At 56.3% G+C, this 23,305-nt stretch carries 24 protein-coding genes and 2 pseudogenes; 13 read left to right on the top strand and 13 right to left on the bottom strand.

The window, feature by feature from the left end; translation table 11 throughout:
• Positions 1-33: 33 nt before the first annotated feature.
• The 5 genes from C7449_RS20735 to C7449_RS20715 all read right to left on the bottom strand — a co-directional run bounded on the left by C7449_RS20735 (position 34) and on the right by C7449_RS20715 (position 4,530).
• Complete coding sequence (locus C7449_RS20735; RefSeq protein ID WP_108004816.1) at positions 34-1,023, bottom strand: hypothetical protein; 990 nt, start codon at positions 1,021-1,023, stop codon at positions 34-36.
• A gap of 19 nt (positions 1,024-1,042) precedes the next feature.
• Positions 1,043-1,534, bottom strand: coding sequence for a hypothetical protein (locus tag C7449_RS20730; protein WP_108004815.1), 492 nt, complete (start codon positions 1,532-1,534; stop codon positions 1,043-1,045).
• A 22-nt stretch (positions 1,535-1,556) separates the two neighbouring features.
• On the bottom strand, positions 1,557-2,657 hold the full coding sequence (locus C7449_RS20725; protein ID WP_108004814.1) for a helix-turn-helix domain-containing protein: 1,101 nt from the start codon (positions 2,655-2,657) through the stop codon (positions 1,557-1,559).
• Between the two features lie 12 nt (positions 2,658-2,669).
• Entirely contained in the window at positions 2,670-3,293 is a 624-nt protein-coding gene (locus C7449_RS20720) for a hypothetical protein (RefSeq protein WP_108004813.1), read from the bottom strand.
• Positions 3,294-3,378: 85 nt separating this feature from the next.
• A complete protein-coding gene (locus C7449_RS20715; RefSeq protein ID WP_108004812.1) occupies positions 3,379-4,530 on the bottom strand; it encodes an RHE_PE00001 family protein in 1,152 nt (383 codons plus the stop codon).
• Between the two features lie 180 nt (positions 4,531-4,710).
• Between C7449_RS20715 and C7449_RS20710 the strand changes: the two genes are divergently transcribed.
• Genes C7449_RS20710 through C7449_RS20695 form a run of 4 tightly spaced genes read left to right on the top strand, consistent with a single transcriptional unit; the run spans position 4,711 to position 6,861 of the window.
• Positions 4,711-5,001, top strand: coding sequence for a type II toxin-antitoxin system Phd/YefM family antitoxin (locus C7449_RS20710; protein ID WP_108004811.1), 291 nt, complete (start codon positions 4,711-4,713; stop codon positions 4,999-5,001).
• Positions 4,998-5,375, top strand: coding sequence for a type II toxin-antitoxin system VapC family toxin (locus C7449_RS20705; RefSeq protein ID WP_108004810.1), 378 nt, complete (start codon positions 4,998-5,000; stop codon positions 5,373-5,375). The genes C7449_RS20710 and C7449_RS20705 overlap by 4 nt, the downstream gene beginning before the upstream one ends.
• Before the next feature lie 6 nt (positions 5,376-5,381).
• Positions 5,382-5,660, top strand: coding sequence for a hypothetical protein (locus C7449_RS20700; protein ID WP_245414467.1), 279 nt, complete (start codon positions 5,382-5,384; stop codon positions 5,658-5,660).
• Between the two features lie 43 nt (positions 5,661-5,703).
• On the top strand, positions 5,704-6,861 hold the full coding sequence (locus C7449_RS20695; RefSeq protein WP_108004809.1) for a site-specific integrase: 1,158 nt from the start codon (positions 5,704-5,706) through the stop codon (positions 6,859-6,861).
• Between the two features lie 152 nt (positions 6,862-7,013).
• Here C7449_RS20695 and C7449_RS20690 read toward each other — a convergent pair.
• The 4 genes and pseudogenes from C7449_RS20690 to repA all read right to left on the bottom strand — a co-directional run bounded on the left by C7449_RS20690 (position 7,014) and on the right by repA (position 11,637).
• A pseudogene (locus tag C7449_RS20690) lies at positions 7,014-7,933 on the bottom strand (3'-5' exonuclease).
• Positions 7,934-8,026: 93 nt separating this feature from the next.
• The gene (gene repC, locus C7449_RS20685; protein ID WP_108004808.1) at positions 8,027-9,241 is read right to left on the bottom strand and encodes a plasmid replication protein RepC; all 1,215 of its coding nucleotides are present in this window, start codon (positions 9,239-9,241) and stop codon (positions 8,027-8,029) included.
• 158 nt (positions 9,242-9,399) lie between these two features.
• The gene (gene repB / locus C7449_RS20680) at positions 9,400-10,440 is read right to left on the bottom strand and encodes a plasmid partitioning protein RepB (protein ID WP_108004807.1); all 1,041 of its coding nucleotides are present in this window, start codon (positions 10,438-10,440) and stop codon (positions 9,400-9,402) included.
• Between the two features lie 3 nt (positions 10,441-10,443).
• Positions 10,444-11,637, bottom strand: a complete 1,194-nt coding sequence (gene repA / locus C7449_RS20675) for a plasmid partitioning protein RepA (RefSeq protein ID WP_108004806.1) — start codon at positions 11,635-11,637, stop codon at positions 10,444-10,446.
• A gap of 415 nt (positions 11,638-12,052) precedes the next feature.
• Here repA and C7449_RS20670 point away from each other — a divergent pair, with 415 nt between their 5' ends.
• The gene (locus C7449_RS20670; protein ID WP_108004805.1) at positions 12,053-12,313 is read left to right on the top strand and encodes a WGR domain-containing protein; all 261 of its coding nucleotides are present in this window, start codon (positions 12,053-12,055) and stop codon (positions 12,311-12,313) included.
• A 125-nt stretch (positions 12,314-12,438) separates the two neighbouring features.
• On the opposite strand, the gene C7449_RS20665 is transcribed toward C7449_RS20670, so the two are convergent.
• From C7449_RS20665 to C7449_RS20650, 3 genes are all read right to left on the bottom strand, one after another.
• Positions 12,439-12,699, bottom strand: a complete 261-nt coding sequence (locus tag C7449_RS20665) for a ParA family protein (RefSeq protein ID WP_108004804.1) — start codon at positions 12,697-12,699, stop codon at positions 12,439-12,441.
• A gap of 1,363 nt (positions 12,700-14,062) precedes the next feature.
• Positions 14,063-14,419, bottom strand: coding sequence for a hypothetical protein (locus tag C7449_RS20655; RefSeq protein WP_108004802.1), 357 nt, complete (start codon positions 14,417-14,419; stop codon positions 14,063-14,065).
• Between the two features lie 425 nt (positions 14,420-14,844).
• A complete protein-coding gene (locus C7449_RS20650) occupies positions 14,845-15,201 on the bottom strand; it encodes a DUF6634 family protein (protein ID WP_108004801.1) in 357 nt (118 codons plus the stop codon).
• A gap of 1,063 nt (positions 15,202-16,264) precedes the next feature.
• Here C7449_RS20650 and C7449_RS20645 point away from each other — a divergent pair.
• The 8 genes and pseudogenes from C7449_RS20645 (at position 16,265) to C7449_RS20600 (ending at position 22,382) form a co-directional block, all read left to right on the top strand.
• The gene (locus tag C7449_RS20645) at positions 16,265-16,516 is read left to right on the top strand and encodes a hypothetical protein (protein WP_108004800.1); all 252 of its coding nucleotides are present in this window, start codon (positions 16,265-16,267) and stop codon (positions 16,514-16,516) included.
• A gap of 1,092 nt (positions 16,517-17,608) precedes the next feature.
• Positions 17,609-17,854: a DUF4160 domain-containing protein gene (locus C7449_RS20630; protein ID WP_108004797.1), complete on the top strand. Its 246-nt coding sequence runs from the start codon at positions 17,609-17,611 to the stop codon at positions 17,852-17,854.
• Positions 17,802-18,257, top strand: coding sequence for a DUF2442 domain-containing protein (locus tag C7449_RS20625; RefSeq protein WP_108004796.1), 456 nt, complete (start codon positions 17,802-17,804; stop codon positions 18,255-18,257). Before C7449_RS20630 ends, C7449_RS20625 begins: the two co-directional genes overlap by 53 nt.
• A gap of 41 nt (positions 18,258-18,298) precedes the next feature.
• The gene (locus C7449_RS20620) at positions 18,299-18,493 is read left to right on the top strand and encodes a hypothetical protein (RefSeq protein ID WP_108004795.1); all 195 of its coding nucleotides are present in this window, start codon (positions 18,299-18,301) and stop codon (positions 18,491-18,493) included.
• 41 nt (positions 18,494-18,534) lie between these two features.
• Positions 18,535-18,717, top strand: coding sequence for a hypothetical protein (locus C7449_RS21645; protein WP_146165118.1), 183 nt, complete (start codon positions 18,535-18,537; stop codon positions 18,715-18,717).
• Positions 18,718-20,242: 1,525 nt separating this feature from the next.
• Positions 20,243-20,575, top strand: a complete 333-nt coding sequence (locus C7449_RS22490; RefSeq protein ID WP_108004792.1) for a DUF29 family protein — start codon at positions 20,243-20,245, stop codon at positions 20,573-20,575.
• A 236-nt stretch (positions 20,576-20,811) separates the two neighbouring features.
• A pseudogene (locus tag C7449_RS22240) lies at positions 20,812-21,033 on the top strand (IS21 family transposase); the annotation flags it as partial.
• Positions 21,034-22,043: 1,010 nt separating this feature from the next.
• On the top strand, positions 22,044-22,382 hold the full coding sequence (locus C7449_RS20600; RefSeq protein WP_146165117.1) for a hypothetical protein: 339 nt from the start codon (positions 22,044-22,046) through the stop codon (positions 22,380-22,382).
• Positions 22,383-22,824: 442 nt separating this feature from the next.
• Here C7449_RS20600 and C7449_RS20595 read toward each other — a convergent pair.
• A partial coding sequence (locus C7449_RS20595; RefSeq protein ID WP_108004790.1) for an IS30 family transposase occupies positions 22,825-23,305 on the bottom strand: 481 nt, incomplete at its 5' end.

Below are 23,305 nucleotides of genomic sequence, written 5' to 3'. Positions count from 1 at the left end.
CAGGTCTCCCGTTGCCGCCCCCGTGTTTAACAATTACATTGTGGCTAACGTGAACGGAATGCGGAAGCCGCAATTGCCGTGCCGGTCCCATTGAAAAAAGAAGCCACCCTCGCCCAGCACATCGATGAAGATCTCGCCGATCGGTGCGAATTCGGTTCGGTCTTCCCATTGACCATACCTGGACGATAGTTTCCTAAGCGCCGTGCACAGTCTCTCGAAGAACGGCGCGAACCAATGCCCTTCCAGCGCGTCACGCACCGCAGGCACATCGTCCATCGTCAAGCTGCGACCGTCCATATGTCCGAGCAGGTAGCTGCCGCTTGTCATGAGGTTCTGGTAATAGCGCACGACTTCGGAAAGTATCCGATCATGGTCGTGATCGGTGCGATAGCGCCGGATGCATGCGTTCGCCCGCGTCATCGTCTCCATGAGATGGGTGATGAAGGCTTCACTATAATCGCCCAGCGGATCGCGGCCGAACGGGGCTGCGATACGGCAAGCCGCATACTCATCCCAGCAGGCCGTTTCGGCCTGCCCTTCACACGCGTCCGCTGCATCATTGTACATTGTTTTCAGAAGCGTATCGGGAAACGCCTTGTCGGTCGTCATCGTGAGTTCGACATGGGCGCATTCATGGGCGAGCAGATGCAGTGAATGGGCGTAGTGCTCGTCTTCCTCATCAGGCAGGGAATAGATGTATGCGGCGTTCAGCACGAGATGCGATTTAAGGACGCCGTCACGGATGACGCTCGGCGCCATCGCTACGCCTTCGACAAGTTCGGAGCTAGGTGTCAGCCGGTGTTCCGTTTCATATCCGCGATCGAGGGCCAGCAGCGCTTCCTTGTAATCGACGGCAATGGTAATGCCGTCCAAGCGCTCAAGATTGATGTAGCGGCTTAACTCACGCACATAGTCGCCGACGCAATAGGCGAGCTTCTCGCCTGCTTTCTCTTCCATACCCTGCACGCCGATACTGATGTTGGGCACAGTGATCGGTCGTTCTTCCTCGACGGTCTCCGTCATGGTTTCCTCACCCTGACTGCTAATGTGTTTTGGCCCAGACCAACGCGGTTAAGGCCCTTGCCCTTGCCTCTCCCACGGAGGCGAATTCCTTATTGCCGCTTCTGGCCGCGCCGTTCTTGCGGTTCGTGACCACCACGCCGAAGCCCGCATTTTTTGTGAATACCGTCAGGTTGAAACCTTCCGTATTGATGTAATCATTGCCTTTGGCAGATCGCTTCCATGAGCGCTCGGCCCATATTTTCCGGCGTTTGGCGAGGCTCCTTAATCCCCTCTCCCGTTCTTTCGGGCGGACATAATCCTCTTCCATATGTTCGGCACAGACACAGCCAACGGCCAAGTATTCCGTGGTCTGGTCGTGCTTCATATAATGGACGTAGCGGATGGTGACGCTTTCGCACATTTCGCAAAGCTGGGACGGTTCGCCCAGATCCTCGATCCCGACACATGACCAGCCCTTTTTGGGCACCCCTGGCTCAGACCACTTGCCATGACTTGTATGATCGCCGGCCATCGCGTCCACTCAATCTTGACGTCTACTTCACGATACTCAGCTTTGAGCGTCGGACTTCACCACCCTGATTGTCGGTACCGTGCTGGGGCAGAATAAAAAATAAAAGTCGTTCGACCTCGGTCATAGGAAGCGATAGCTCATCGGCAACGTCCACGAGACTTTTCCGCTCCGCCCAAAGCTGGGATAAAACCTTCCCCCATAGCACAGACGTTTCCCTGGGGATGCCATCAGGTTCGCTCGTGCGATAACCGCGTTTCCCAAGCTCGATACATATGGACCGATATTGCCATTCGGAGAGCATGGGTTTGGTAAGATGTGCCAGTCGGTATGCCAGCGCCATCGCCGAAACGCGCCATCTTTTCTTCGCCCGTAAAATAAGATCAGCTGTTATAAGACGGGGCATTCTGGCCCTAACGTCTTCCTCCGGCATTAGAAAAGCGGAAGCGAATCGGTTTGCCTCCACCTCGGCCGTGCGTGTATCTTCATCCGCACCTGAGGTTTGGCCATGCCTGTGCAGGACCAAATGGCCCAGTTCGTGAGCCGTATCAAAAATACTACGCTCCGCCGATTTGAACGAATTCAGAAACACATACGCTTTGTCATTTTGCCAGAACGAGAATGCATCGACATTTGCCGTGGTTTCTTCGAGCCCCAAAACGCGGATGCCTTTGGCCTCCACCAGTTTCATCATGTTTGCGATCGGTTGGTAACTGAGGCCCCAGTGCTGGCGGAGAGCATCGGCGGCAGCTTCAGGAGTCAATTCCGGGTCGAAATACGGCAAATCCAACGCCGGTAGATTGTATCGATTTTCAAGCCACTCATAGACTTCGACCCCGTTATCGCCGGCCGAAAGGGCAGCGTTTCGTTCTTTCGCGGTCATGCTCGACAGGCTGCGAAAGCTGACGATTTCTGCTGAAAGGAGTGCGGGGTCCTCCTTGAAGAAAAACTGCACGGGATAACCCAGAACCTCTGCGAGCTTCTCAAGTGTTCCAGAATCCGCCTGGTTCTGGCCGGTTTCAAGCCGCGTGATTGTGACCGGCGATACGCCGGCCTTTTCTGCGAGTTCCTTCGCTGTCAGCTTCTGCCTTTTTCTGGCGAGGCTGAGTCTCTTTCCATTGAACATGATTGTTCGGCTTTATTTTCGACTGACGACGATATCCAGATCTGGATCGTTGGTCGGTTCATTGATGCCAAAATCGACCGCATCCAGATCGCCACCCTCAATCAAAAATACGCGATCGATACAGCGAAGGAATTGGCCATTCTTCACCACAGGTAAACTGAGTTCCATTGCGCCAAACTGGTCGACCATCAGGTAATATGTTTTGTGGTCTCCATGAAACTTGACCACGCTGATAGGGAGGTCGATACCGGCCGCTTCAAACATATCGCCACAAGCCACGCGCTCGGAGCCAGCGCCTTTTCGAGACCGCGCTTTAGGATCCGCTTTGCGACAGGCTTGATTGACATTTACAAAGAGAACTCGAAGCTTGAGGGCGTCATTGCGGATGCCTTCCACACCTTCTTCGCTAAAGATCTCCCAATTTCCACCGAGGTTTTCGGCTCGAAGGCCCTTCACTCCGTCCATATACGCGAACATGCCGGCCGCATTGGTCGGATGCAGTGGTGAGGCAGTCGCAGCAGCAGCAAGTGCGTGATGACCTGCCGCGATCAATTTCTCACGCTCAAGTTCCAGGTGAGCAAGGTACAGGTCGCCAATCTCAGGATCAGTAATTGTCTTTGGGCTGATGTTTTCCATGTCGCCTACTCATGTTAATTTTCTCCGCCTCATTTGTGGAGTAAAAAATTAACATGGTCAAGCTAGTAGAATCTATTCGGCTAATTCACAGGACGCCCCAAGCGCGAAACCTCCCCCTCCCCGTCATTTCGCGCAAGCCCAGCTCCGCCACAATCCGCCGTGCCGCCTGTGGCGTAACCCCGAGCGTTTTCGTGACCGTCCCAGCATGAACGAGCGGCGTGCCCATGACAAGATCGACGAGCTCCGGTAACTTTGATGACGTCCGCCTCCCCTGCAGCTTCCGCTCCATTATTTTTCGCGCAAGCGCCAACCGGTCATGTTCCTTCAAGCCGATCTCGGCGGCCGCGATCAGCCCGTCGGCAATGGCCAGCAGCCGGACCTCTCGACTGCGATGTCGGCGCCGATCGACGGGAATGGTTTTCAGACCGAGGTTGATGGCGGCCAGATGGGCGCCGGTCGTGATGCCGGTCTGGCGCAGGATCGAGGCAGCGAGATGCCGGCCGAGCCAGGGCGCGTGTTGCAGCACCTCGATCGTGTTCCAGGCATCGAGGGCGACGATAGCCTGCAGCACTGGCGGCAAATGTTCCACCTGCCGGATCACGGCGCGCCATTCCTCCAGCCGCGCGTCCTCGTCCCAGTCGAGATCATAGACGAGCGGGTCACGATCCCGCGACCGGCTTGTTGGAGCGGCCGCTCTTTTCAACACGGCTTCCGACCGTGCCAGGACTATATCGATCGCGGCCAGCTCGGCGTCGAGCTGGCTGGCATGATCGTCGGCATATTGATCCTCCCCTTCCCCAGACACGTCGACAGGCACTGCCGTGCTTTCGCGCTCGAGGGCGCCTTCCTCACCAACTGCCGGCGCAGGCGCGCTGGCAACGACGTTGTGCCTACGCAGGCTACGGAGACCCTCCGAGGTAAGCGCCCAGCTGGGCGGCTGCGTGGCGATCCGCCGGCGGGTGCGCAAGACGTCGCGGGCGATGGTGAGTTCATGCGTCGGCGTGCGGATGTCATGGCTGGCATCGTGCAGGACGAGGTCTTCGAGATGCACGAGCTCGCCGTCGATCCAGAGGGACGCGCATGCGTCGGCGAAATGCGACCGTTCGAGGAAGCCGGCTCCGACCTCGGAGCGGGTAATGCGCTCGTCGAGCCGCGCGAGCGCGGTTCCGGCCTCGGAGATGGGCTTGAGCAGGCTCTGGATGGGCAAATTGGCGAGATCGTAAGACATTGAAATCATGGTAAATGATTTGCTAAACGAACTCTATCTCAAAATTAGAGTTGCTCACCGGGTACGCGTTTGAGTTCGATATATAACTATCGATACGTACCCTGTATCGATAGTGATACGTACAAGCGCATTGTACGATCATCGAAGCCATGATATCGTGCCGCTTCAAGCCAATGAACGGAGGCGTCGATGCCCCAGACCAGCTACAAGATCAGCGAAGCCCGCAAGCATTTCGCCGAGGTGCTCGAACGCGCCAGCCAGGGCGAGGAGATCATAATCACGCGCGGCAACCAGGTCTATGCGCGCATCGGCCCGGCCGATGGCGGCAAGCGCCCGTTCGGCCTGCTGCGCCTGCGTGGCCTGCCGCACGACCTTTTCGACGATGTCGACGCCGAACAGGCCGCAATCGATGCCGGCGACTGGAATGACGATGTCGGCATCTCCCAAGGCAAGCCCGAAAACGGCGGCCAGCTAACATGAAGGTGCTGCTCGACAGCCACGCAGTGTACTGGTGGACGATCGGCAGCGATCGGCTTTCTTTGACGGCACGATCGATGATCGAGGACAAGGCCAATACGATTCTTGTCAGCGCTGTCTCCTTCTACGAGCTCGACAACAAGATGCGGCTGAAAAAGCTCGATCTCAGGCCACAGGAGTTGCGGGCCGCCGTTGCCGACAGCGGCCTGCAGACGCTTGCCATCACCGATCTGCATGCCGAACTGGCGGCAAGCTTCGACTGGGATCACCGCGACCCATGGGACCGCCTTCTTGCTGCCCAGACGCGGCTGGAACACTGTACATTTGTTTCCGTCGACGTCGCCTTCGACGCGGTGCTGCATGAACGGGTCTGGTAGCAGCCAATGAAGATCTTCGTTGATGTAGGAGAAGCGGCTGAACGGTTGGAGGATCTGGTCGATCTGGCTTTCCGGGGAGATGACGTCTTTGTGTGCCGGGGCGAGCGCCCCGTGGCGCGGCTTACCGTTTTCTCTCAGGGAGATGGGCTTCCCGCAAATGAAGTCGCAGCGGACATCGCGGAGGCTGCCGGTAGCGGCAAACGGACCCAGGCCGGTGGTTTCTGTTCAATCGACGAAGTCTGGACTCGCCCGCTGACGGTAAGGCGGGCTCGAACAAAGATATGACGTCCGAACACGACGATCTCTACAACACCGACGGCCTGCCGAAATGAACGAGGTCTCCTCAGCATCCGCCCTCAAACGCGCCGAAGAACTGGACGCGCTCGATGCGATCCTGCCGTTCGACCGGCGTGACCAGCTGGCGGCGCTGCTCACCGACGACGACGTTGCCACGCTAAAGTATCTGGCCAAGGAAGGCATGGGCGCGAATACGCTCAAGGCGCTCGCCTCCGACCTCGCCTATCTCGAGGCCTGGTGCGTCCTTGCCACCAACGCTCCCCTCCCCTGGCCCGCCCCCGAGGCGCTGCTTCTCAAGTTTGTCGCCCACCACCTGTGGGATCCGGCCCGGCGCGAAAACGACCCGTCGCACGGAATGCCGACGGAAGTGGAAATCGGGTTGCGAAGCCAGGGACTGTTGCGATCGGAGGGTCCGCATGCGCCGGCAACGGTGCGACGCCGGCTGACCTCCTGGTCGATCCTGACGCGCTGGCGCGGGCTTTCCGGCGCCTTCTCCGCTCCGTCGCTGAAGAGCGCACTGCGGCTGGCGGTGCGGGCCACCAATCGCCCGCGCCAGCGCAAGAGCAAGAGCGCGGTGACCGCCGACATTCTCGCCCAGCTGCTGTCGACCTGTACCGCCAACAAACTCGTCGATATCCGCGATCGCGCCATTCTCCTGACCGCCTTTGCCTCCGGCGGCCGCCGCCGCTCCGAGATTGCCGACCTGCGGGTCGACGACCTGGTCGAGGAGGAACCGGTGCGCGCCATACCCGACGATCCGGCCTCCCCTTCCCTGCCCTGCCTGTCAATCCGCCTCGGTCGCACCAAGACGACTGGTCCGGACGACGACGCGCGGTCGCTGATGATCGGCCGACCGGTGGAGGCGCTAAATTCGTGGCTGCACATGGCGAAGATCGACAATGGTCCAGTGTTCCGGCGGATCGACCAATGGGGCAATGTCGATCGTCGTGCGCTGACGCCGCAATCGATCAATCTCATTTTGAAGGCGCGGTGCGTGAAAGCCGGGCTTGATCCGCAAAAATTCTCCTCCCATGGACTGCGCTCCGGTTACCTGACCGAAGCCGCCAATCGCGGCGTGCCGCTGCCAGAGGCGATGCAGCAGTCGCAGCACAGGTCGGTCGCCCAGGCCGCGTCCTACTACAACAACCCCGAGCGCAAGCGCGGCAAGGCTGCCCGTTTGCTTGTATAGGGGCTGGCTTGCTGGCGCGTACGCAACACCTGAACGCGCCCGCATAGTCTGCCGGTAGAGGCTAAACAAATTCTGAACACGGAAGGAATATTCCTATGGAAACGACGGCCATCGCTAGCTCCACTTCACGCTCAACTGTGGCTCCGCACTTTTCACCGCTCTGACCACCCCTTGAAACGATCGAAAGCCGTCAGCTGTCTCATCGGCGGGTGCGCATCGTAGTACGAAGCCAGCAAAGCTCCGGCTCGAGATCCGCTTCGGCCACCTCTATCCACCAGGCTTTTGGACGGCCGTCGCTGCCGTCTGACCAGCGATACCCCCTCCCCTTCAGGTGATCCTTGAGATCGAAGGGGGAATGTTCCGCAAAAATCCGGACACGCGAACGCTGGCTTCGTTCGTACAGTTCGCCGAACGCCGATCCGGTTTGTCCTTGGTCGTTGCAATCGAGAACTTCCAGCAGCGCAAAACAATCGTCGACCGCCCGATGCCCGTCATGAAAATAGCCGGCCTGGCCGACTAAATAGCCAAGCTTGGTTCCCTCGAAGCCCCGCGCCTGCCAATCCACCTCGGAAACCGAGCAGGCCCAGGCCTTATCGGCAAAAATTGGTGACAGCGCCTCGCAGAACGGTCGATCGAACCCGGCATTGTGGGCGATGATCAGGTCGGCCGGCGTCACCAGCGCTTCCAGCCGATCAAAGTCGATCACCTGTCCGGCAACCATCGCCTCGGTAATCCCGGTAAGCCGGGTGATGTCAGCGGGGATGGGCCTGCTCGGTTGCCGCAGCCCGCCATAGACGTCGGTCACCGCACCGATCGTTCCGGCCGCGTCGAAGCTGAAGGCGACGGCGCCGATTTCGATGATCTCGTCCTTGCGCGAACTGAGACCGGTCGTCTCGGTATCGATGATGACGCCGCGCAACGGAAAGGCCGAATCTGGCAACCGGACAACCGGTCGAGGCTGGAGCTTCGTCAGAATTCGATAACGGCCGGTTTCCTGCAGATGCCGCACCATGTCGTCCTCGGTCATGACCGGCGTCGCGCGTCCATCCGAACGTGATCGCCTGATCACCATCGGCGCATCATCCGCAAACATGTCAAACTGCGCCGTCATTACTGTCATCCCTCCTCGCCTGCCCCGAGCGCCAACCAAGCACCCTGCGGCCGATCAGCCCGTACTCTGCACCGGCTTTCCATTCAACCGCAGCAAGGCCATTAGCATCGGCCCCAGCGAAAACTCGCCGCGCGCCGCCTTTCGTGTCAGGTCCCGCAGATACCCGCCGGCTGAATTGATGTGCCCTGCCCTTTCAAGGATGCAGGCGACCGCAACGGCGGCATTTTCCGGGCCCATAGCCTCGCAGGCCTCCTGGTAGGCGGACGGGCTGACCCCCAGCATCGAGCGAACCACGACGGCCGCGGTCATCAACTCCCGCCAGCTCGAAATGGCCCCGCCAGGGCCGTACATCGAAATTTCCGGGCAGGCCCGTAGCACCATTCCCAAAGGAAACGCCTTGATCGCCTCACGCAAAGGCGCGCTGGTTTGCACCGCCAGTCCCCCCTGCTCCTGTCGAGAGCTAGGTTCAAGTTCATTGGTGGATTCGGTATTTGAACTCTGTATGTGGTGACGGCATTCGGCACCATTGGTGTCGCTTTTTTGCGAAATCAGCTGAAGTTCCAGAAGGTTGACCACTTCGGCATGCAGCAGCGTCAGCTCTTCAAGGCAATCCGTGAGTTCCGGCTCGGTTTTCGCTTTCGCGAGCCGCCCGACGGCCGCCACGAAGTGGCCCTCGACCATGCCCCAGTCCCCCGAAGCCCCCTCCTCCATCGCAGCGGAGATCAGCTTGCGGATATCCCTGCGGCAGATCGAGATGCGTTCCTTGACGATCTTGAGCCGTCGACGATCTTCGGCAACCTGCTGCGCCAACAGAGCGAGCTCCTCGGAGCGAGCCAGCAGCGGCGCCAGGCTGAAGCCATACGCTGCTTCAATGGTCCCGTCCCTGCCCTTGCGCGCATAGCGCTTGCCGTTCGGGCTGTCGTTGCGATGGATTAGGCCGGCGGTGACCAGGAGCGCGAGGTTTTCGCGCAGCGTCGTACCAGCAATGCCGTTCGCACGCGCAGACAGCTGAGCGTTCGACGGGAAAACGACAAGGTTGCTGTCGTCGCTCAACTCCGTCTCTGGATGGAACGACAGCAAGGCATTCAGCACCGCCAGCGCCCGGTCGCGCAGCCCGAGCAGCGAACGCGCGTCGCAGGCGTCGCGATAGATCTTCCACTTGTCGGCCGCTTTCCCCGACTTGATGTTCGCCGATTCGAACTGCCCCTTTACCAGGGCGAGCGTCATCGGCCGCCGCCCGAAGGGCGTCGTTACATGTCCACTCTGCATTTCCTTCACCTTTCAAAAGGCAAAAGAATTCCGCTCACCAAAAAACGGTGCCACTGACTCTTGACTGTGATTCGTGGAAATGCGATTCTCGACCTTGCTACAGAATGCGAGAGAGGCTTCCACTTCGGGCAACCGATTGGGGCCTTTTTCTTTTGCGGCTATTCTCCTGTTGTCACGGCAGTTGATTTTTTGAATGCCTCGTAAAGGCTTTCAATTTGGCTATGTATGAACGCTGCAAAGCGGGGACCATCTGACGCCTCCACGGCTATCACGCCCTTCTTTGTGGATTTCTTAAATGTAACACTAACCGCCCCGTCGCGTGGTACCCAAGCTATTGGGTCTGCTGCTTTAGGTGCGACCTTTCGCGCCACGTCGGTTCTCTTCGAAAGTTCATCTAAAACAGCTTGGAACCGATCCTCGTAGGAACTGCTTAGCATCGCTTCTGTTGAGAGAATTGCAAGCAAGTGCTCAACGTTTCCCCCATTCAACTTTTCGGCCAGTTCCATCCAACGACGTCGGCCAATATCAGGCGCAGGCCCGATGTACTCGATTAGTGTGAGAGGCACTTGACTGACGACACTTAGCATTTTCGACAGAGCAGCTTTGTCCACACCGAGAGCAGACATAATGATATCGCGTTTGAAAAGACGCTGCTCCAACTGTGACGCGAACAGTGCTCGTTCGATGTAGGAGAGATTGGTCCGGGCGTTATTTTCCTGTCCCTGGCTAACGACAAGCTGATCGTCAGTCAGCTCGCGGACAACCGCCTTCACCTTGATGCCCAGATCGCGCACGGCGGCCAATCGGCGGTGGCCATAGGCGACTTGATAGCGCCCCTTCATTTCTGGGTGGGGGCGAACCAGAATAGGAACTTGCTGACCGTGCTGTTTGATCTGCTCAGTCAATTGGCTGAGCTCAACGGCATTGATCGCCAAGCGGTCGCGTACGAACGAGCCATCGATCGTTGCTGGGTCGAGCTCAACGACGCTAGTCCCTTCGGCTAGCTGTTTCTCGAGGTCTTGGGCCCGCTCCATTTTCGAAGTTATGCTACCGAGCGTCTTAGTGATGCCACCCACAGGACCGGCATTTCGAAGCGGGGGCACAAAGCCTGAGATCGGTCTAGAGTTTGCAATTGGTGCCTGGACAGGAGTTGGCGCGGACAAGTCGTCGGATACCCCGATTAGATTCTTTCGCGCCATTGGTTATTTCCTTCCCCAAACCGATCTTATAAGGCCTTCCACTTCCGCGTTCACTGCATTCAATGACTCCATCGCGCGGTCATACGTTCCCCGCGTAAACTGTGATCGATCGACTTCATACAAAGTCTGCTTAGTGACCCCCGCATCTGAGATCGCTGTAGACTTAAGCATCGGGCTCTGGAGCATGCGATTGCCGAAGATCGCGCGCATAAACCCTGCCATTTGTGACTGTGGACCGTCATTCGGCTCATATCGAGTCACGAGGTATCGCATCCAATCGTAACTCGTACGTCCCCCTGCTCTTTCAACTACGGACATCAGTTCGCTGGTCATTGACAAGAACTGCGACATCGACATGACGTCGAGCATCTGCGGGTGAATGGTAATCAACACTGACGTCGCCGCACACAGTGCGGACATGGTCAGAAAGCCAAGTTGTGGTGGGCAATCGATAATGACGACATCATAGAGGCTCTCGATGTGGCCAAGGGCTTCGCCGATGCGTGCAAAAAACATCGTTTCCGCGGAGCCAGTTGACATATAGCGAGGCGTCTCGTGCTCAAACTCCATTAGTTCGAGATTGCCGGGCACTAAGTGGAGGTTAGGGGTATAAGTGGCGCGAACAATCTCCGAGATGGCCAGCGGGGAGTCATAGCGGATCGCACCGTACAGTGTCTCACCCTCGCCGACATCCAGCTCGGGTTGATGGCCAAACATTGCTGATAGCGATGCCTGGGGATCGAGATCGATAGCCAATGTTCGATAGCCCCGGAGCGCAAGGTATTGCGCCAGGTGGGCAGACGTCGTTGTTTTGGCCGAGCCCCCTTTGAAATTCATAGTCGCAATTACTTGAAGTTTGTCGCCCGGACGGCGGCTCGGCACGTACTTGGTAGCGCCGTTTTTCTCATCCAAGACTTGCCGAATGTGGTCCATCTCCGCGGGCGTGTACATGCGCCGACCATTCGGCAGCGGCTCAGGAATATTGATCTCAGCTGCGATCTGGCGAAGATACCCTTCCCCGATGCCTATGAACGAAGCCGCTTCCGTCGGCGAAAACTGACGGATTGATTTTTGGGATGTTGGAGGAAAAACCCTAGCTTGATGTAGTTGGAGTTGACGCTGCAACTCCTGCGCATCCGCCGCCAACATGGACGGTAGATGTTCTTGGTCTGCGGCTAGGTTCAGTGTTTGCAACATATCAATTCCTCAACTGCGCAATTTTTCAAACTGTGGGTCAAACTGCGCAGCTAGAATATGGTCCGATTCGTAAACAATTTACAAACGCTTAACCAACGTTATCAGACTGGAGTTGTCCGCGGACAACTCGCCACTAGGCGACCTCTCAAAGGGTTAAAAGTTGTCCGCGGACAACTCTGCATCTGGCTCTCCCAAGAGCACTGGTCCCCCGATTGCCGATAAGCGCACCGTCAATAGGTATCGTCTTGGCACGAGACGAGGTGCGTGAGGCACTTCTATTCATCGGACACGCAAGACGGACAAGTCTCCTACCCTGTTCATCCGCATGGGACCCATCACAACGATGAATCAATTGCCCGCGAACGATTCAGTAAATGCGTTGGACGACGCCGCCTGTTATTGAGATTCTTTGGGTATGATGAACCTCGATTTCACAACCATCATTGAGCGACGCGATAGCCCGAAGAATCTCGCGCGTTTCTACGCGATATCCATCGAAGCCACTTTGCTGGGCGGCTGGGCGGTGGTTCGTCGATGGGGTCGCATAGGAACAGCAGGCAGGACCCTTGTCCATCTTTTCGAAGACCCACGTGACGCGGTCAGCATGTACTTAATTTTGCTAGCACGCAAACGTCGGCGGGGATACGTGACACGCGAAAGCCCGCCGCCTGCATAATCTCATGATGCGATGCCGTAGTGCATGCACTCTCCTGCTTGATGAAGCTCAAGGCTGAACGGTTGATCGACCATCGATCGAGAGACGTGGTGATCGCCTCGACCGATGCGGCCAACCCCAGAATGTCAGCTCTTGACGGCCGCGCCGGCAGCAGGATCAAGTTCGAGATAGAAGCCACATCTGACAGATATGAGCTGGCAGACGCTGACGTATCGATGCTCATTGCCGCGCATCGCAAACCAGGCGTCCTGCGAAGTACCTTGGGGATCTAGATCAAGAAGCGCAACCGCATGATCAAGCCGAGCCAGCTGGGACGCAATAAGCTGGGAAATCATAGACTTTCCAACGCCTCCTTTCCCGCCCAAAATTGAAATCGTTTTCGTCATAAAGATTCCCCTCCTCTAAGGGACGCGATGCATGCACTCAGACAGGCCGTTAGAACTGCAATCTCGCGTTCCTGCACTAGATCAGCTTGGGTCCTTGTCTTGGCTCGAGTCAAATTGGCGCAGTCATCTGTTGGTGACTTTAACGCTATCTATCCGATATTATTGTCAAATGGAGTTCATCGACAACACAACCGGGGGCGATACAAAGCGCCGACAGGGTGTGTTGGCAATGCCAAGGATCCATGGAGGGCATAACCTTTGGCCTGCAACCAACCCGAACGATCGAGACAGCTCGAGGTGAAATCGAGTGATCCCCCTTTTTGGCGTTTCTTTAGTACCTCATGATGGCTTGTTGGTCTGCATGCACTTCGGCAGGCAGCTGCTGGACCGGCAGGAGCAAAATCGAGCCGCCTTCGAGTACCTCGACGCCATGATTGCCCCGGAAAGACGTGCAAAACGCGGAGCTTTTGCTAGGTCCGCTGCGAAAACAACCAGTAAGCCAGGAATGATACGTGATAGCTCCAAGGCTGAGTTCATGTCCAGCCTCCACGTCCCGCGCGGCAATCAAATTGAGAGTTGCCGATAACGGGATTCCAGTGGCGTCTGCCCTCGCATTCGCTGAAGGGGCAGGGGAGGGCGCTTTGGAGCTTACGTTACGCTCATGTCGAGAATCGCGTGAAAGCTCGCGCCTGTTTGCCCCTTTTCTCTTAGCATTGCGGGGTGACCAGAGATCGCCAAGGGGTCGGGTCATCGATTTGAGGGACATTCAGACGAAAAAAACCTATCACGCGCTGCGGCGGCCCCATGCCAGCGCAAGCCTGACGGTCCCGACGAAGCTGAGACTTCTTCGACGTCCTGACACCCTGCCCTGCGGCTAATACTTCGCGTTCAGCCGGCTGATGATCAATCAGGGCGGCCGGAAGCAATAAGCCCTGAGAACAAAGATCAGAATCAAGCGATACGTTTCAGCATCCGAAAGCGTTTGTTTGTTATCCGCATGTTACATCTGCAGTACACGAAAAGATTCGGCCTAGTATTTAGGCCGTAATCTGTTGAGGAGACTTTTCTTTTGAAAATGCGCGCCGCCTCAATACGAGACTATGTCGCGTTATTGTCCAAAACCGCTTTATGTGCTTCAACCGCTTTAGCCAGCGATCCGCTCTCTATCATCTTGATGGCGTACTCGGCACTAAGGCACAAGTAGCCGCCCCCCTCGTGCATGAATTCCATCATACATTCGGTGAGCGCATCATTGAGAGAGCACTCGTGAATTGAAGCCCAATCGTCTAGGAACTTCCGAACTTTTGGTGTGACTCTGACGACTATCTCATGGAGATCGGAAACATCATTTCGCTGCTCCATCTCACCAGCCTCTCCTGGCTCTGTAAGCAGCGAAGCGGTCCATTTCGGAGCGTTGGCGACCCAACCTGTACCAATTGTCTAACGTAAGGGCGATCTGGAGGTCGTGCGAGAAAGCGACGAGATCTTGCGTCATAAATTCCTCGCCGTCACGAACGCCAACCAACACTGCTTTCTCAACAAATTCAATGTAGTAGTCGTCGAGCAGCGGGGCAACGTCGAGATATTTTTGCTTTGGCGGCCCCTTCTTTCTCAGCTGCTCAAGCTCCGCCGCTGCGCCTCGGTGCAGCACTTCTAACATCATGGCGTCCGGCACAAGTTCGCGCGGTACGCCGTCCTTCTTGAAAAACAATACATCCATTTTTGTCTTCTCCAGTCACTGTCAGGCCCCCGCCCCTATGACTTTCGGTGATGACTTCGTGTCCACCAGGTTCGGAATTCATGCGTGAGATCGACTTCAGACGCTCGATACCCAAGCCTGTAAAATCGATTCAGCGTAAGTGCCCATCCGTTCGGGCCGCCATAATCTACGAGCGAACTAGTGCGGACAGCCAACCCATTCCTGAGAGCTCAGGGTGCCCGAGACCTCGCCGACTAAGCACTCAACTTCTCTCGTTCCGAGGACAAAACGATCTAGGTGCGGCGACCATTCCAACTGCTCTTTTGTCAGCCCGCGACGTAGAGCCAGGCTCTCCAAGTCATCAGCGAGGCGTCGGTATTTGTCAGCTGCGGCTCTTAGTTCCCGAAGTGTGAGATCGTCGTCCGAACGGTCCTTCCCGAACAGGATCACCGAGACATCGCCTTCTCAAATTGCACTTTAAGATCGTCAGCGGGATGCTGCAGACGGAACCATCGGCTCCAGGTTTTCGCGACGTTCAGATCGAGACTGAGCGCGATCAAAGGCGACGTGGTCGTCCACTGGGTTCCCAAGTTCGGGTGCCCGTAGCCTTGGCCTTGCAGACAGGTCGCCGCCCGCGTCGCTAACGAAAAACCAGACAGCAGAGGAGCGCCCTCGAGATCCTCCTCGCGCGGGCCTCCCCGCTCGAGAACCGCTTCTAAAGCGGCTACGCATCCGCGGTGACGCTCAAGCTCTTTAGCGATGTCGCCAACTATGCGCCGATCTTCTCCGAATAATATAGCCATCTCGCCCTCGCGTCTCGAATCAAATTGAGCGCGGAACGTGAGGCGAGTCGCTGGCAACGTCAAGTTAAATTTTAACCGACAACCTTAGCGCGGATAATAGTTTGCTAGATTACCTGTGGTATTAAATCGGATCACAAGGACATTAACTGTCAAATAATTCATATTTTCTCGTGAATTAAAAAGTACGTGATCACAATGACTTAAATTTTGAATTTTTCAATGTTCAGGCATTATTCCGTACATATCTTTTTAAATTCGTCCTTTTTTCAGGACTTGATATCAAGTCGTTTTGATCCCCGCTGATATCAAGTGGGCATACATGTGATGCGTGTCCGTCATGAACGGCACGTCTGTTGCCACGATCAGTCGATCTCCAGATCCATAGCTTGCTCGAAGCCGCCAGATACATATTGAGGGCCAGCTTCGTCATATGGTCGAGCGGCATGTCCTGCTCGGCCGCTAATACCCTTAGAACTTTGTGATTCATGGGGTTCAGAAAGAGCTGCAGACTCTTCTTTCCGACACGAGACGGTGCTCTCTTATATATAGGCTCGGCGGCGTTCTCGTCTTTTGCCCGTCTGGATCGCGGAGATGGCGTCGTCGCTGGCATTGCGACCACCTCATCGACTGCGGCTGCCAAGCTGCTCAAATCCAATCTCTTTTTAGATATCTTCATACTCTCCCGATCTTGAGTCCAACTTCTTTGGCCACCGCCTTCGCTAGGAGCTTCAGTTCGCGAACGCCGAAGCCTCCTATTCGGGACCGATAGGAGACGTAATTCCTCATTCTGTCGCTCGAACGGCCGATAACCGTTTGTTTTCACGGATGTAGCAGGGGAGGGAGGGCCGCGTGGACAGTTGGGGGACACCGAGCGGTGACAGCAAATCAAGACCAAGGCCGCAAAACGCCGACGTCACCTTCCGCCGTCAACACATTGACCGCTACCGTTGAATGTTAAAAATGGAGGCAGGTGAGCTGACGCTTCGAGCGCCGTCATCATGTCAACCAGAGCGACGCCGTTTTGGTCTCGTACACCATGGTAATGGACTAACCGAGAATTCATATGATCGAAGATGACGACTTCATCGTAGGTAGCGGCGACTATCTCAGAGATCGTGGCTACCTCGGTTCAGCGAAGGCTCGTGAAATCCTGCTGCGCTTGACCGCAGTGTCCATGGAGCAGCAGGGAATTCCCCAATCCGAGGTTGCTCGACTGACTATCCTTCAGCAGTCCTTGCTCGACGAGCTCGATGAGTTGATTGATGATGCTGAGGGCCTGGCTGAACTGGATCAGGGCAAGAAAGTGCGGAATTAGGTAGCAAAGGCCGCAACCCTCGTGTTAGGTGACCGCGAGTATCGTCCCAGTGTCGTACTGGCGCACGTAATCTACGCGCATCAGCGAAACCGCACGGTGAATAGCGGACATCAACAGTACCCCTGAGAGGGGGTGCTAGGTAGACGCGTCTGGCGCGCAACACGTGTCATGCATGCATACTCAGTTCAGATGCGGGCCGCACATCGTATCCCGCAGCGCGCACTGTCTCGATAGATCTCCGCAACCTTTCGGCATTCAGCTGATCAATAACAGCGAGGGGAGGGATCCGCACATTCATCTCGGACGCGTATGCGGCCACGGTCGCAAAGGACTTCCCCGTCAGCGCAGCCGTCTCCTCGAGAGATAGCGCGAGGTTCTTTTTCAGCCGTCTAAATTCCTGTTTTCTATTCATAAGCGACCTCAAATTCTGCTTCTGGCAAAGCGCACAGGTCGCCGGCGATTTCGTCCAAATCGAATTCCTGCTTTGATCCCACAATCCTTACGAAGCCAGTGATCAGAAAATTGGCGAGCCATTTCCGATCGGCGTTCACATCGAGCGGAAGCAGTACAGTGCCTGGCACCACGGCGTGTGAAATTCCGTCTCCAGCCAAACGCGAACATTTGACCGACTTACCGCGAGATAGTGAGAACGAACTGGTGATGAGTGGGCGCAGTACACCTTACCTGCCAGTTCGCGTGCAAATTCAATGAGTTCATTGTTGTGCATCTTCATTGGAACTCTCCAAAGCACTCTATGAGTTCGGCCTTACCGCCTCGATCACCTCATCATCCCAATCGTCTTCGAAATCGTCGTCGGCGTGTGCGCTTGCCCAGGCAAGAATTTCGTCATGCAAATCCATTTTCTCTCTCCATCTAGGTTTTAAAGGCCCACCCCTAAATTTCTAGGGGTAATCAATTGGTTAGCCAAATTTGGTGACACGCTCAGGCGGCGCGCTGGATCTGAAACGCAAAAATTTTCAATGGGCTTGTTGCTGTCGGCCAAATCACATCATATCGCCGGCGGCGATCAGGGCAGGGGGCGGCTTTGAGGGCTTTCCGAAGCGCTTGGGTTTTGATATAAGAGGGTCATGAATGCCGACGATTTTGAGGCTGGGTTCGCTGAGTGTGCGCATCTACACAAACGATCATCGACCAGCTCATGTTCATGTTGGCAATGGGAACGTTGCGGTGTTCAATATGAATTGCCCCGACGGGACGCCGACGGTGCGTGAAAACATTGGGTTCAGCAGGAAGGAACTCAACGACATCGGAAGGAGCCTGCACGATGAGAGAGAGCACATCTGCCGCGAGTGGAAGCGACTTCACGGAGATTTCTGAAGCAGAATTTGAAGCTGCGACCGCGGCTGGCGAGAAGACTTTGGAAGGTCCAATTGCGGCTGGCGCTCGGTACGACGCAGGACGAAAGTCGCTCATCGTGGATATGCCAGACGGCACATTCATTGGGCTTCCCGTTCGAAAGCTAGAAGGTCTTCAGGGCGCTACCGACGAGCAATTAGAGAACGTCGTGATCGAAGCCAGGGGTTTGGGACTGCACTGGCCCGAGCTTGATGCGGATCTCTATGTCCCCGCGCTTATCGAGGGTGTGTTTGGCTCTAGAAGATGGATGGCGGCCCAAATGGGCGCGGCTGGCGGCAAAGCCAAGTCGATATCAAAGATCGCAGCGGCGCGGTTGAACGGCCGACGCGGCGGACGGCCGAAGAAGAACAAAGACGCTGCTTAATTACATGTAAGCAATGTATGCATGTCTTACATGGAGTTTCCATGGACAAGAAGATCAGAGACGCGGTCGATGAGTTCGGCCGACTGGGCATCGACGAAATGAAGAAGCGGGATCCAACGCGTTTCGAAGAGTTCGACGACGCGATCGCGGCAAAAGATTCCGAGCTTGTTGATCGGATTGCTGCTAAACTCGCCGCGGAAATGAGGCAAGGAGCGACGCGCGATGACGAGAGATAAGCCAGGCTGGGTCATCTGAAGAGTAACTGCGCGCGATAGCAATGGCAGACGACTTCCGCGAAACCCGCATCGACCGCCTTCGCCGCATCGCTGAAGAAGCGAAGGAAAAAGGTGGAGTGCGGCTCCCGCAGATGACGCGCGATGAGATGCGAGAATATTTTTTCGGGAGACCTACGCAGCAATCCGAAGATCCGCCTCAGTCGCCTGATCCAAAGCTGCTTTAATCCACGCCCGGTATTCGACATGCACGGCACAGCCATCGAATTTCCGATAGCTCCATATCGCAGCGCGTTCGCTGGCTCGCCCTTAAACATCACGTCCAGGCTTCAGGCATTCCTTGAAAGCGCTCACACTCCAACGGCTTCGTACGATCCATCCGGTCTTCAACTTGTGGCTCTGAACGACGACGAAGTCAGGTTCGGCCGCTTGCATGCCCATCGGTCGAGACATCCCTGCAACCGAGGCATTTAGTATGCCGACAACAGGAAGGTGATGCAGGACCATCTCGATGGACTACAGTACCGATTGACGGCGACCGAGATCCTTGCTGACCTTGACCTCAAACTCGTCGGAAACCGCGTAAGCTAGTGGCTTATCCTTCAGCGCTCGCAACAGCACGATCGGCAATGACTTCCGCCTCTTCATGGCTCTCAAACGGATCCCACGCCGCGCTTTCTCGGTCAAAGAGTATGCTGCCAGCGTCTCTGGGTCCGTTTCCAATATCTGCGACAACGAAGACGCGCTTCCGCCTTTGGGGAGTCCTTGACGATCGCATCGACGGATTTTTTCTGAGAAACCGCCGATTGCAAAAGCGAACGCAAGGCGGTCTCAGGGTCTAAGGACTGCCAGGCCGGAGCATTGCAATGTTTTGATGTCGGACGATTGCAATGCTTTGATGTATCAAAAAACCGCTCCGAGAATTTCTGCTGAACTTCCTCGAGATTCACCAGCGAGCCTGCGTCTTTCTCGTACGCACGCCGCTGTCTCAGAGCGAGGTAGTTCTCCTTGAGCCGTTCGGCTTCTGCATGTGTCTCATCGCTACAGTCTCGATTCCGCCCCGGCCATCATCAACGAACAAGGCGCGAACACCGCTCTCTGATGTGCGCCAGAATCCTCCCTGGGCGGTGATCCTCTGGGTGTAGCCACGGGATGTTGCCATGACGATCGAGTGACGTGGACTTGGTCGGGATGAGATCGTCCGATCTTGAGCCGCCGTGGAATGCATATTGCAGGCAGTCCTGCTGGATCGGCTTGATGGCTATGGCAGCATCTGCGTGCTTTCCGCGAGCTGGTAGGAGAGTGAAGGCATTCTTGGTGAAAGCCGTCGGGTCGTCCAGATGCTCCTCAAGAGAGGCCTTCAATCCCCCTAGAACACGAGCCGCGGCGCGGTTCAGGGCGTCGCGCTGCTCCTTCTCGAGGCCTGCAATGAGGTCTGAAGCTCCGCTCGCATGGTGTGTCTCCGATCCAATTATGATGAATAATCGGAGGACTGCTGGAGAGGGGCAACGCTATTGGAGGGTGGCCCGTTCGTCTGAGAGTTAATCGAGTGGATGACCCCAAACGGCTCGATACCCTATCCCCTCGAGGGCGACCGCGAGTTTTCGTGGTCCAGTCGGATTCGGCTGGACGATACTGATAAAGTGTTCTGGTGTGATAGCCGTATATCCAACGTTCACAAGAGCAGCGCTTATGTCCTGAACCTCGTCCGGCCATAAGCCAGCTGCGGGCAACAACACCGAAACGCCTTCTGTGTCCGACCAAGTGAGCTTAACTACTCTCATTGCCAATGGCTCCGAATGCTACCGCGCAGCACGATGTCGACTTCTTACACAGGAGCAGGCTACTCTTCTGAGAGCGCTCCCGCGTAAATCCAGCCCCATCGACATCGACAATGTGGCCGACGAGATTGAGGCTTTGGGCCGCTCAGAGGTCAGGCACGTTACAAACCTGCTTGTGCAAACAGCATCCAATGACCGCCGGATCGCGGTCGGTGACAGCAGCACTTCATACAGCAGGACTTTTAAACCCGAGCGAAGACATTACAGTCTCCCGACCAGGCAAACTCGTTGCATCGGTTGCTAAGCGATCGATACTTTGCGGCTGACCGGCAGGGTAGGGGACAGTTGAGGACCGCTCAGGTGTCCTCCAGACGACCTGAACGAAGCCGAAAAGCTTTCTGGAGATACGCAAAATCGCATGCATCCACCCCTTTGCATCCGATCGCCCGCTCCAGCTCTCATGTTCTAGTACCGCTGAGACCTTCCAAGAAGGCACCGTAGCCGCTGCCGGTGTCTCTGACTTTCGGTCAATCTCCTTGTGTTCCGGGGCGCGGCATTTACGACAATATGCGCACGGCGATCGACAAGGTTGGCCGTGGCGGGAGCGCGGCGTCAATGTGCGGCTTTATGGCGATGGCCAGCCATTCGAACCTGAGTTCTACAATCCGGCGTCCGGATGGAGAAGGGCAAGCCGAGAAGGATCTTCAGGATGCTCATCGTTTCTCTCAACCGGTTCCACGCTTTCCGTCGCTGCAGGCCCTACGGTCAGATGCGCGGGACCACCGCGGGTATCTGTACTCGCTTCAAGAATAGTTCGGCGCACGACCCCAGATGATGAAGGAGAAACGGAGGAACTTGACCACCACGACGAACACAATACCCTCATTCCTGAGCAGCTGCGAGAAGCCTACCTCTGCCATTTTTACAAGTGGAAGATCGAAGTTGATCAGATGCTTCCCGTGCTTGACGACCTAGCTAAGGTTGAAGGCGTTGAACGTAAATTTGATCGCATACGGCGTCGACCTCGAGAACTTAACTGTCGAGGCCAGATCGGAAAAGGAGGTTCTGGAGGTTCGGATCGAAGACCGTCTGAAGGATTTGGAACGACTGAAGCGAATCGCGGCCGAACTGGACTGATCAAAACCAAATTTTGGTGCGAGTGACCTCAAATTGGGGTCACTTACTCTAAGTCCAGAGGGCATACGAGAGATCGCGGAGCACCAGATCCCCCAGCGCCATAACATGTGCCACCACTCGTGGCTATCAGATTACTGACGGACATCCAAAACGATAGCGCTTGCTACATTCGCTCGCTCTGCCCATACGTGCCTTCGTAGGTGTACGTGGACCACGCAGCAACGCAACGCGGCTCAAATCACGAGCAAGGGAATTCGATTTGCCATAGAGTTTCGACAGTTCGCCGCGACGTCTGCGCAACTCGTACCAGGTTGCGCACGCGTTATTCCAACTTGGAACAATTTGCGGTCTCTCGATTCATCTGTCTAGGTTTGCGATTCAAAGGCGGGATGATGCCGCTGCTTTCCCGCCGGGATTCGATTCCGTGCCAAACGACGTTTCCGTCGTCCTGTCACGACCTGCATCGACCAATTCCTGCCAAACCGAGGTCGCCACCGAGTCTTGTGGCCGACGATTTCATAACTCGTGAACCGAGGTTCAATAGCTGAGACTGCCATTGTAGAGTTCGAAAAATCGATTCTGCTGTGAACGTCGTTTGCAATACGGGGATGGACGGGCGGAGAGGGGAGGGGACTTTGGTCAAGAGCGTGGGAAAGCGACTCGCAGAACAGCGCGAGCGTCAACAATTGTACCGGGACAAACAGAAACGGGAACGAAGGCCGTCTCGCGACGACATTGCCCGCATGCTTATGCATATTTTCATAGTCCGCAGCATGAAGAAAGGAAAGATGCCGGAGCTCGAGCAGCATTTCCTCGATCTTGTCGTCGACGAACTCGGGAAACAGGGATTTGATCGCCGCGCTGCTCAGGATGTCTGTGATAATCTCATCGATAAGTATGCGCGAAATGACTGGTCGTTTCGCAAGAAAATCCACCTGGGCGAGGCGCTCAAAAAACCCGAGTCAGATGGCTAGACGGGTTGTGGGCTCCAGAGAGGAAGGCTCATGCTGTCAAACAACGCTTCTCTGCAAACACAGGGCTTATTCGCCTCGTCCGGGCGAACGTCGTTTGCTCTTGTCCGTCGTATTCCCCCCCTTACTTCTGTAAACGACGTGCGCGTGTGAATCGCAATTTCGGCCGTCAGGTTACGAGGATAACCCAACCTTCTCCGGCAACCTTTCCTCCTGTTATGGAGCCCGATGATAGCCGAGTCGCAACTTGCGAGCCAGAATTCGCGCACCCACACTCGGGACTGCTCGTCTGACGCGACTTCTATCGACTGACGGCGACCGCGCGTTCCAACGCGCTCTCAGCTTTTGATGATACATAAGCGCCCGAATAAATTGGACGTCAGACAGAGATTGTAAAAGCCGCGTGTGCGTTCATGCCGAACCGCGACTTGCGAGCGGAACCAAGCTATCCAGCGCGGCGCATCTGCGCCAGCAGCTTCTGCCGGAAGACTTCGGCAGGAGTTTTGTAGCCGAGGCATTTGCGCGGCGTCGCATTGAGCCGATCACAGATGTCCTTCAGGTCGCGGTCGGTGATCGACAGCGGATCGACCTCTCTCGAAAGCCATTTCCTGGCCCTGCCGTTGGTGTTTTCGACGGTGCCTTTCTGCCACGGCGATTGTGGGTCACAGAACCAGGTCTGCGTGCCAATGCCGGCCTGCAGATAGGGCCAGTCGGCAAACTCGGTGCCGCGGTCGAAGGTGATGGAGCGGCGGGCGCGATGGGGCAGGGACTGCAGCACCTGGATCAGCCCCTCCATGATCGGCCGCGATTGCCGATCGTTGTTGCGCAGGAACACGGCAAAGCGACTGACCCGCTCGACCAGTGATGTCACATTGGCCTTGCCAAACTTTTTGCGGAACTGGATCAGGTCGCATTCCCAGTGGCCG

Origin of the sequence: Mycoplana dimorpha (genome assembly GCF_003046475.1) — a bacterium.
Lineage (GTDB): Bacteria > Pseudomonadota > Alphaproteobacteria > Rhizobiales > Rhizobiaceae > Mycoplana > Mycoplana dimorpha.
This window is presented reverse-complemented; position numbering and strand designations above follow the sequence as displayed.

Coding starts and splice junctions, on each gene's coding strand:
- C7449_RS20625 (WP_108004796.1), top strand. CDS start 17,802: ATGAGAGAGAGCACATCTGCCGCGAGTGGAAGCGACTTCACGGAGATT.
- C7449_RS20730 (WP_108004815.1), bottom strand. CDS start 1,534: ATGGCCGGCGATCATACAAGTCATGGCAAGTGGTCTGAGCCAGGGGTG.
- C7449_RS20695 (WP_108004809.1), top strand. CDS start 5,704: ATGAACGAGGTCTCCTCAGCATCCGCCCTCAAACGCGCCGAAGAACTG.
- repA (WP_108004806.1), bottom strand. CDS start 11,637: ATGTTGCAAACACTGAACCTAGCCGCAGACCAAGAACATCTACCGTCC.
- C7449_RS20650 (WP_108004801.1), bottom strand. CDS start 15,201: ATGGCTATATTATTCGGAGAAGATCGGCGCATAGTTGGCGACATCGCT.
- C7449_RS21645 (WP_146165118.1), top strand. CDS start 18,535: ATGGCAGACGACTTCCGCGAAACCCGCATCGACCGCCTTCGCCGCATC.
- C7449_RS20620 (WP_108004795.1), top strand. CDS start 18,299: ATGGACAAGAAGATCAGAGACGCGGTCGATGAGTTCGGCCGACTGGGC.
- C7449_RS20705 (WP_108004810.1), top strand. CDS start 4,998: ATGAAGGTGCTGCTCGACAGCCACGCAGTGTACTGGTGGACGATCGGC.
- C7449_RS20700 (WP_245414467.1), top strand. CDS start 5,382: ATGAAGATCTTCGTTGATGTAGGAGAAGCGGCTGAACGGTTGGAGGAT.
- C7449_RS20655 (WP_108004802.1), bottom strand. CDS start 14,419: ATGGATGTATTGTTTTTCAAGAAGGACGGCGTACCGCGCGAACTTGTG.
- C7449_RS20645 (WP_108004800.1), top strand. CDS start 16,265: ATGATCGAAGATGACGACTTCATCGTAGGTAGCGGCGACTATCTCAGA.
- repB (WP_108004807.1), bottom strand. CDS start 10,440: ATGGCGCGAAAGAATCTAATCGGGGTATCCGACGACTTGTCCGCGCCA.
- C7449_RS20735 (WP_108004816.1), bottom strand. CDS start 1,023: ATGACGGAGACCGTCGAGGAAGAACGACCGATCACTGTGCCCAACATC.
- C7449_RS20630 (WP_108004797.1), top strand. CDS start 17,609: ATGCCGACGATTTTGAGGCTGGGTTCGCTGAGTGTGCGCATCTACACA.
- C7449_RS20725 (WP_108004814.1), bottom strand. CDS start 2,657: ATGTTCAATGGAAAGAGACTCAGCCTCGCCAGAAAAAGGCAGAAGCTG.
- C7449_RS20670 (WP_108004805.1), top strand. CDS start 12,053: ATGATGAACCTCGATTTCACAACCATCATTGAGCGACGCGATAGCCCG.
- C7449_RS20710 (WP_108004811.1), top strand. CDS start 4,711: ATGCCCCAGACCAGCTACAAGATCAGCGAAGCCCGCAAGCATTTCGCC.
- C7449_RS20665 (WP_108004804.1), bottom strand. CDS start 12,699: ATGACGAAAACGATTTCAATTTTGGGCGGGAAAGGAGGCGTTGGAAAG.
- C7449_RS20720 (WP_108004813.1), bottom strand. CDS start 3,293: ATGGAAAACATCAGCCCAAAGACAATTACTGATCCTGAGATTGGCGAC.
- C7449_RS20715 (WP_108004812.1), bottom strand. CDS start 4,530: ATGATTTCAATGTCTTACGATCTCGCCAATTTGCCCATCCAGAGCCTG.
- repC (WP_108004808.1), bottom strand. CDS start 9,241: ATGCAGAGTGGACATGTAACGACGCCCTTCGGGCGGCGGCCGATGACG.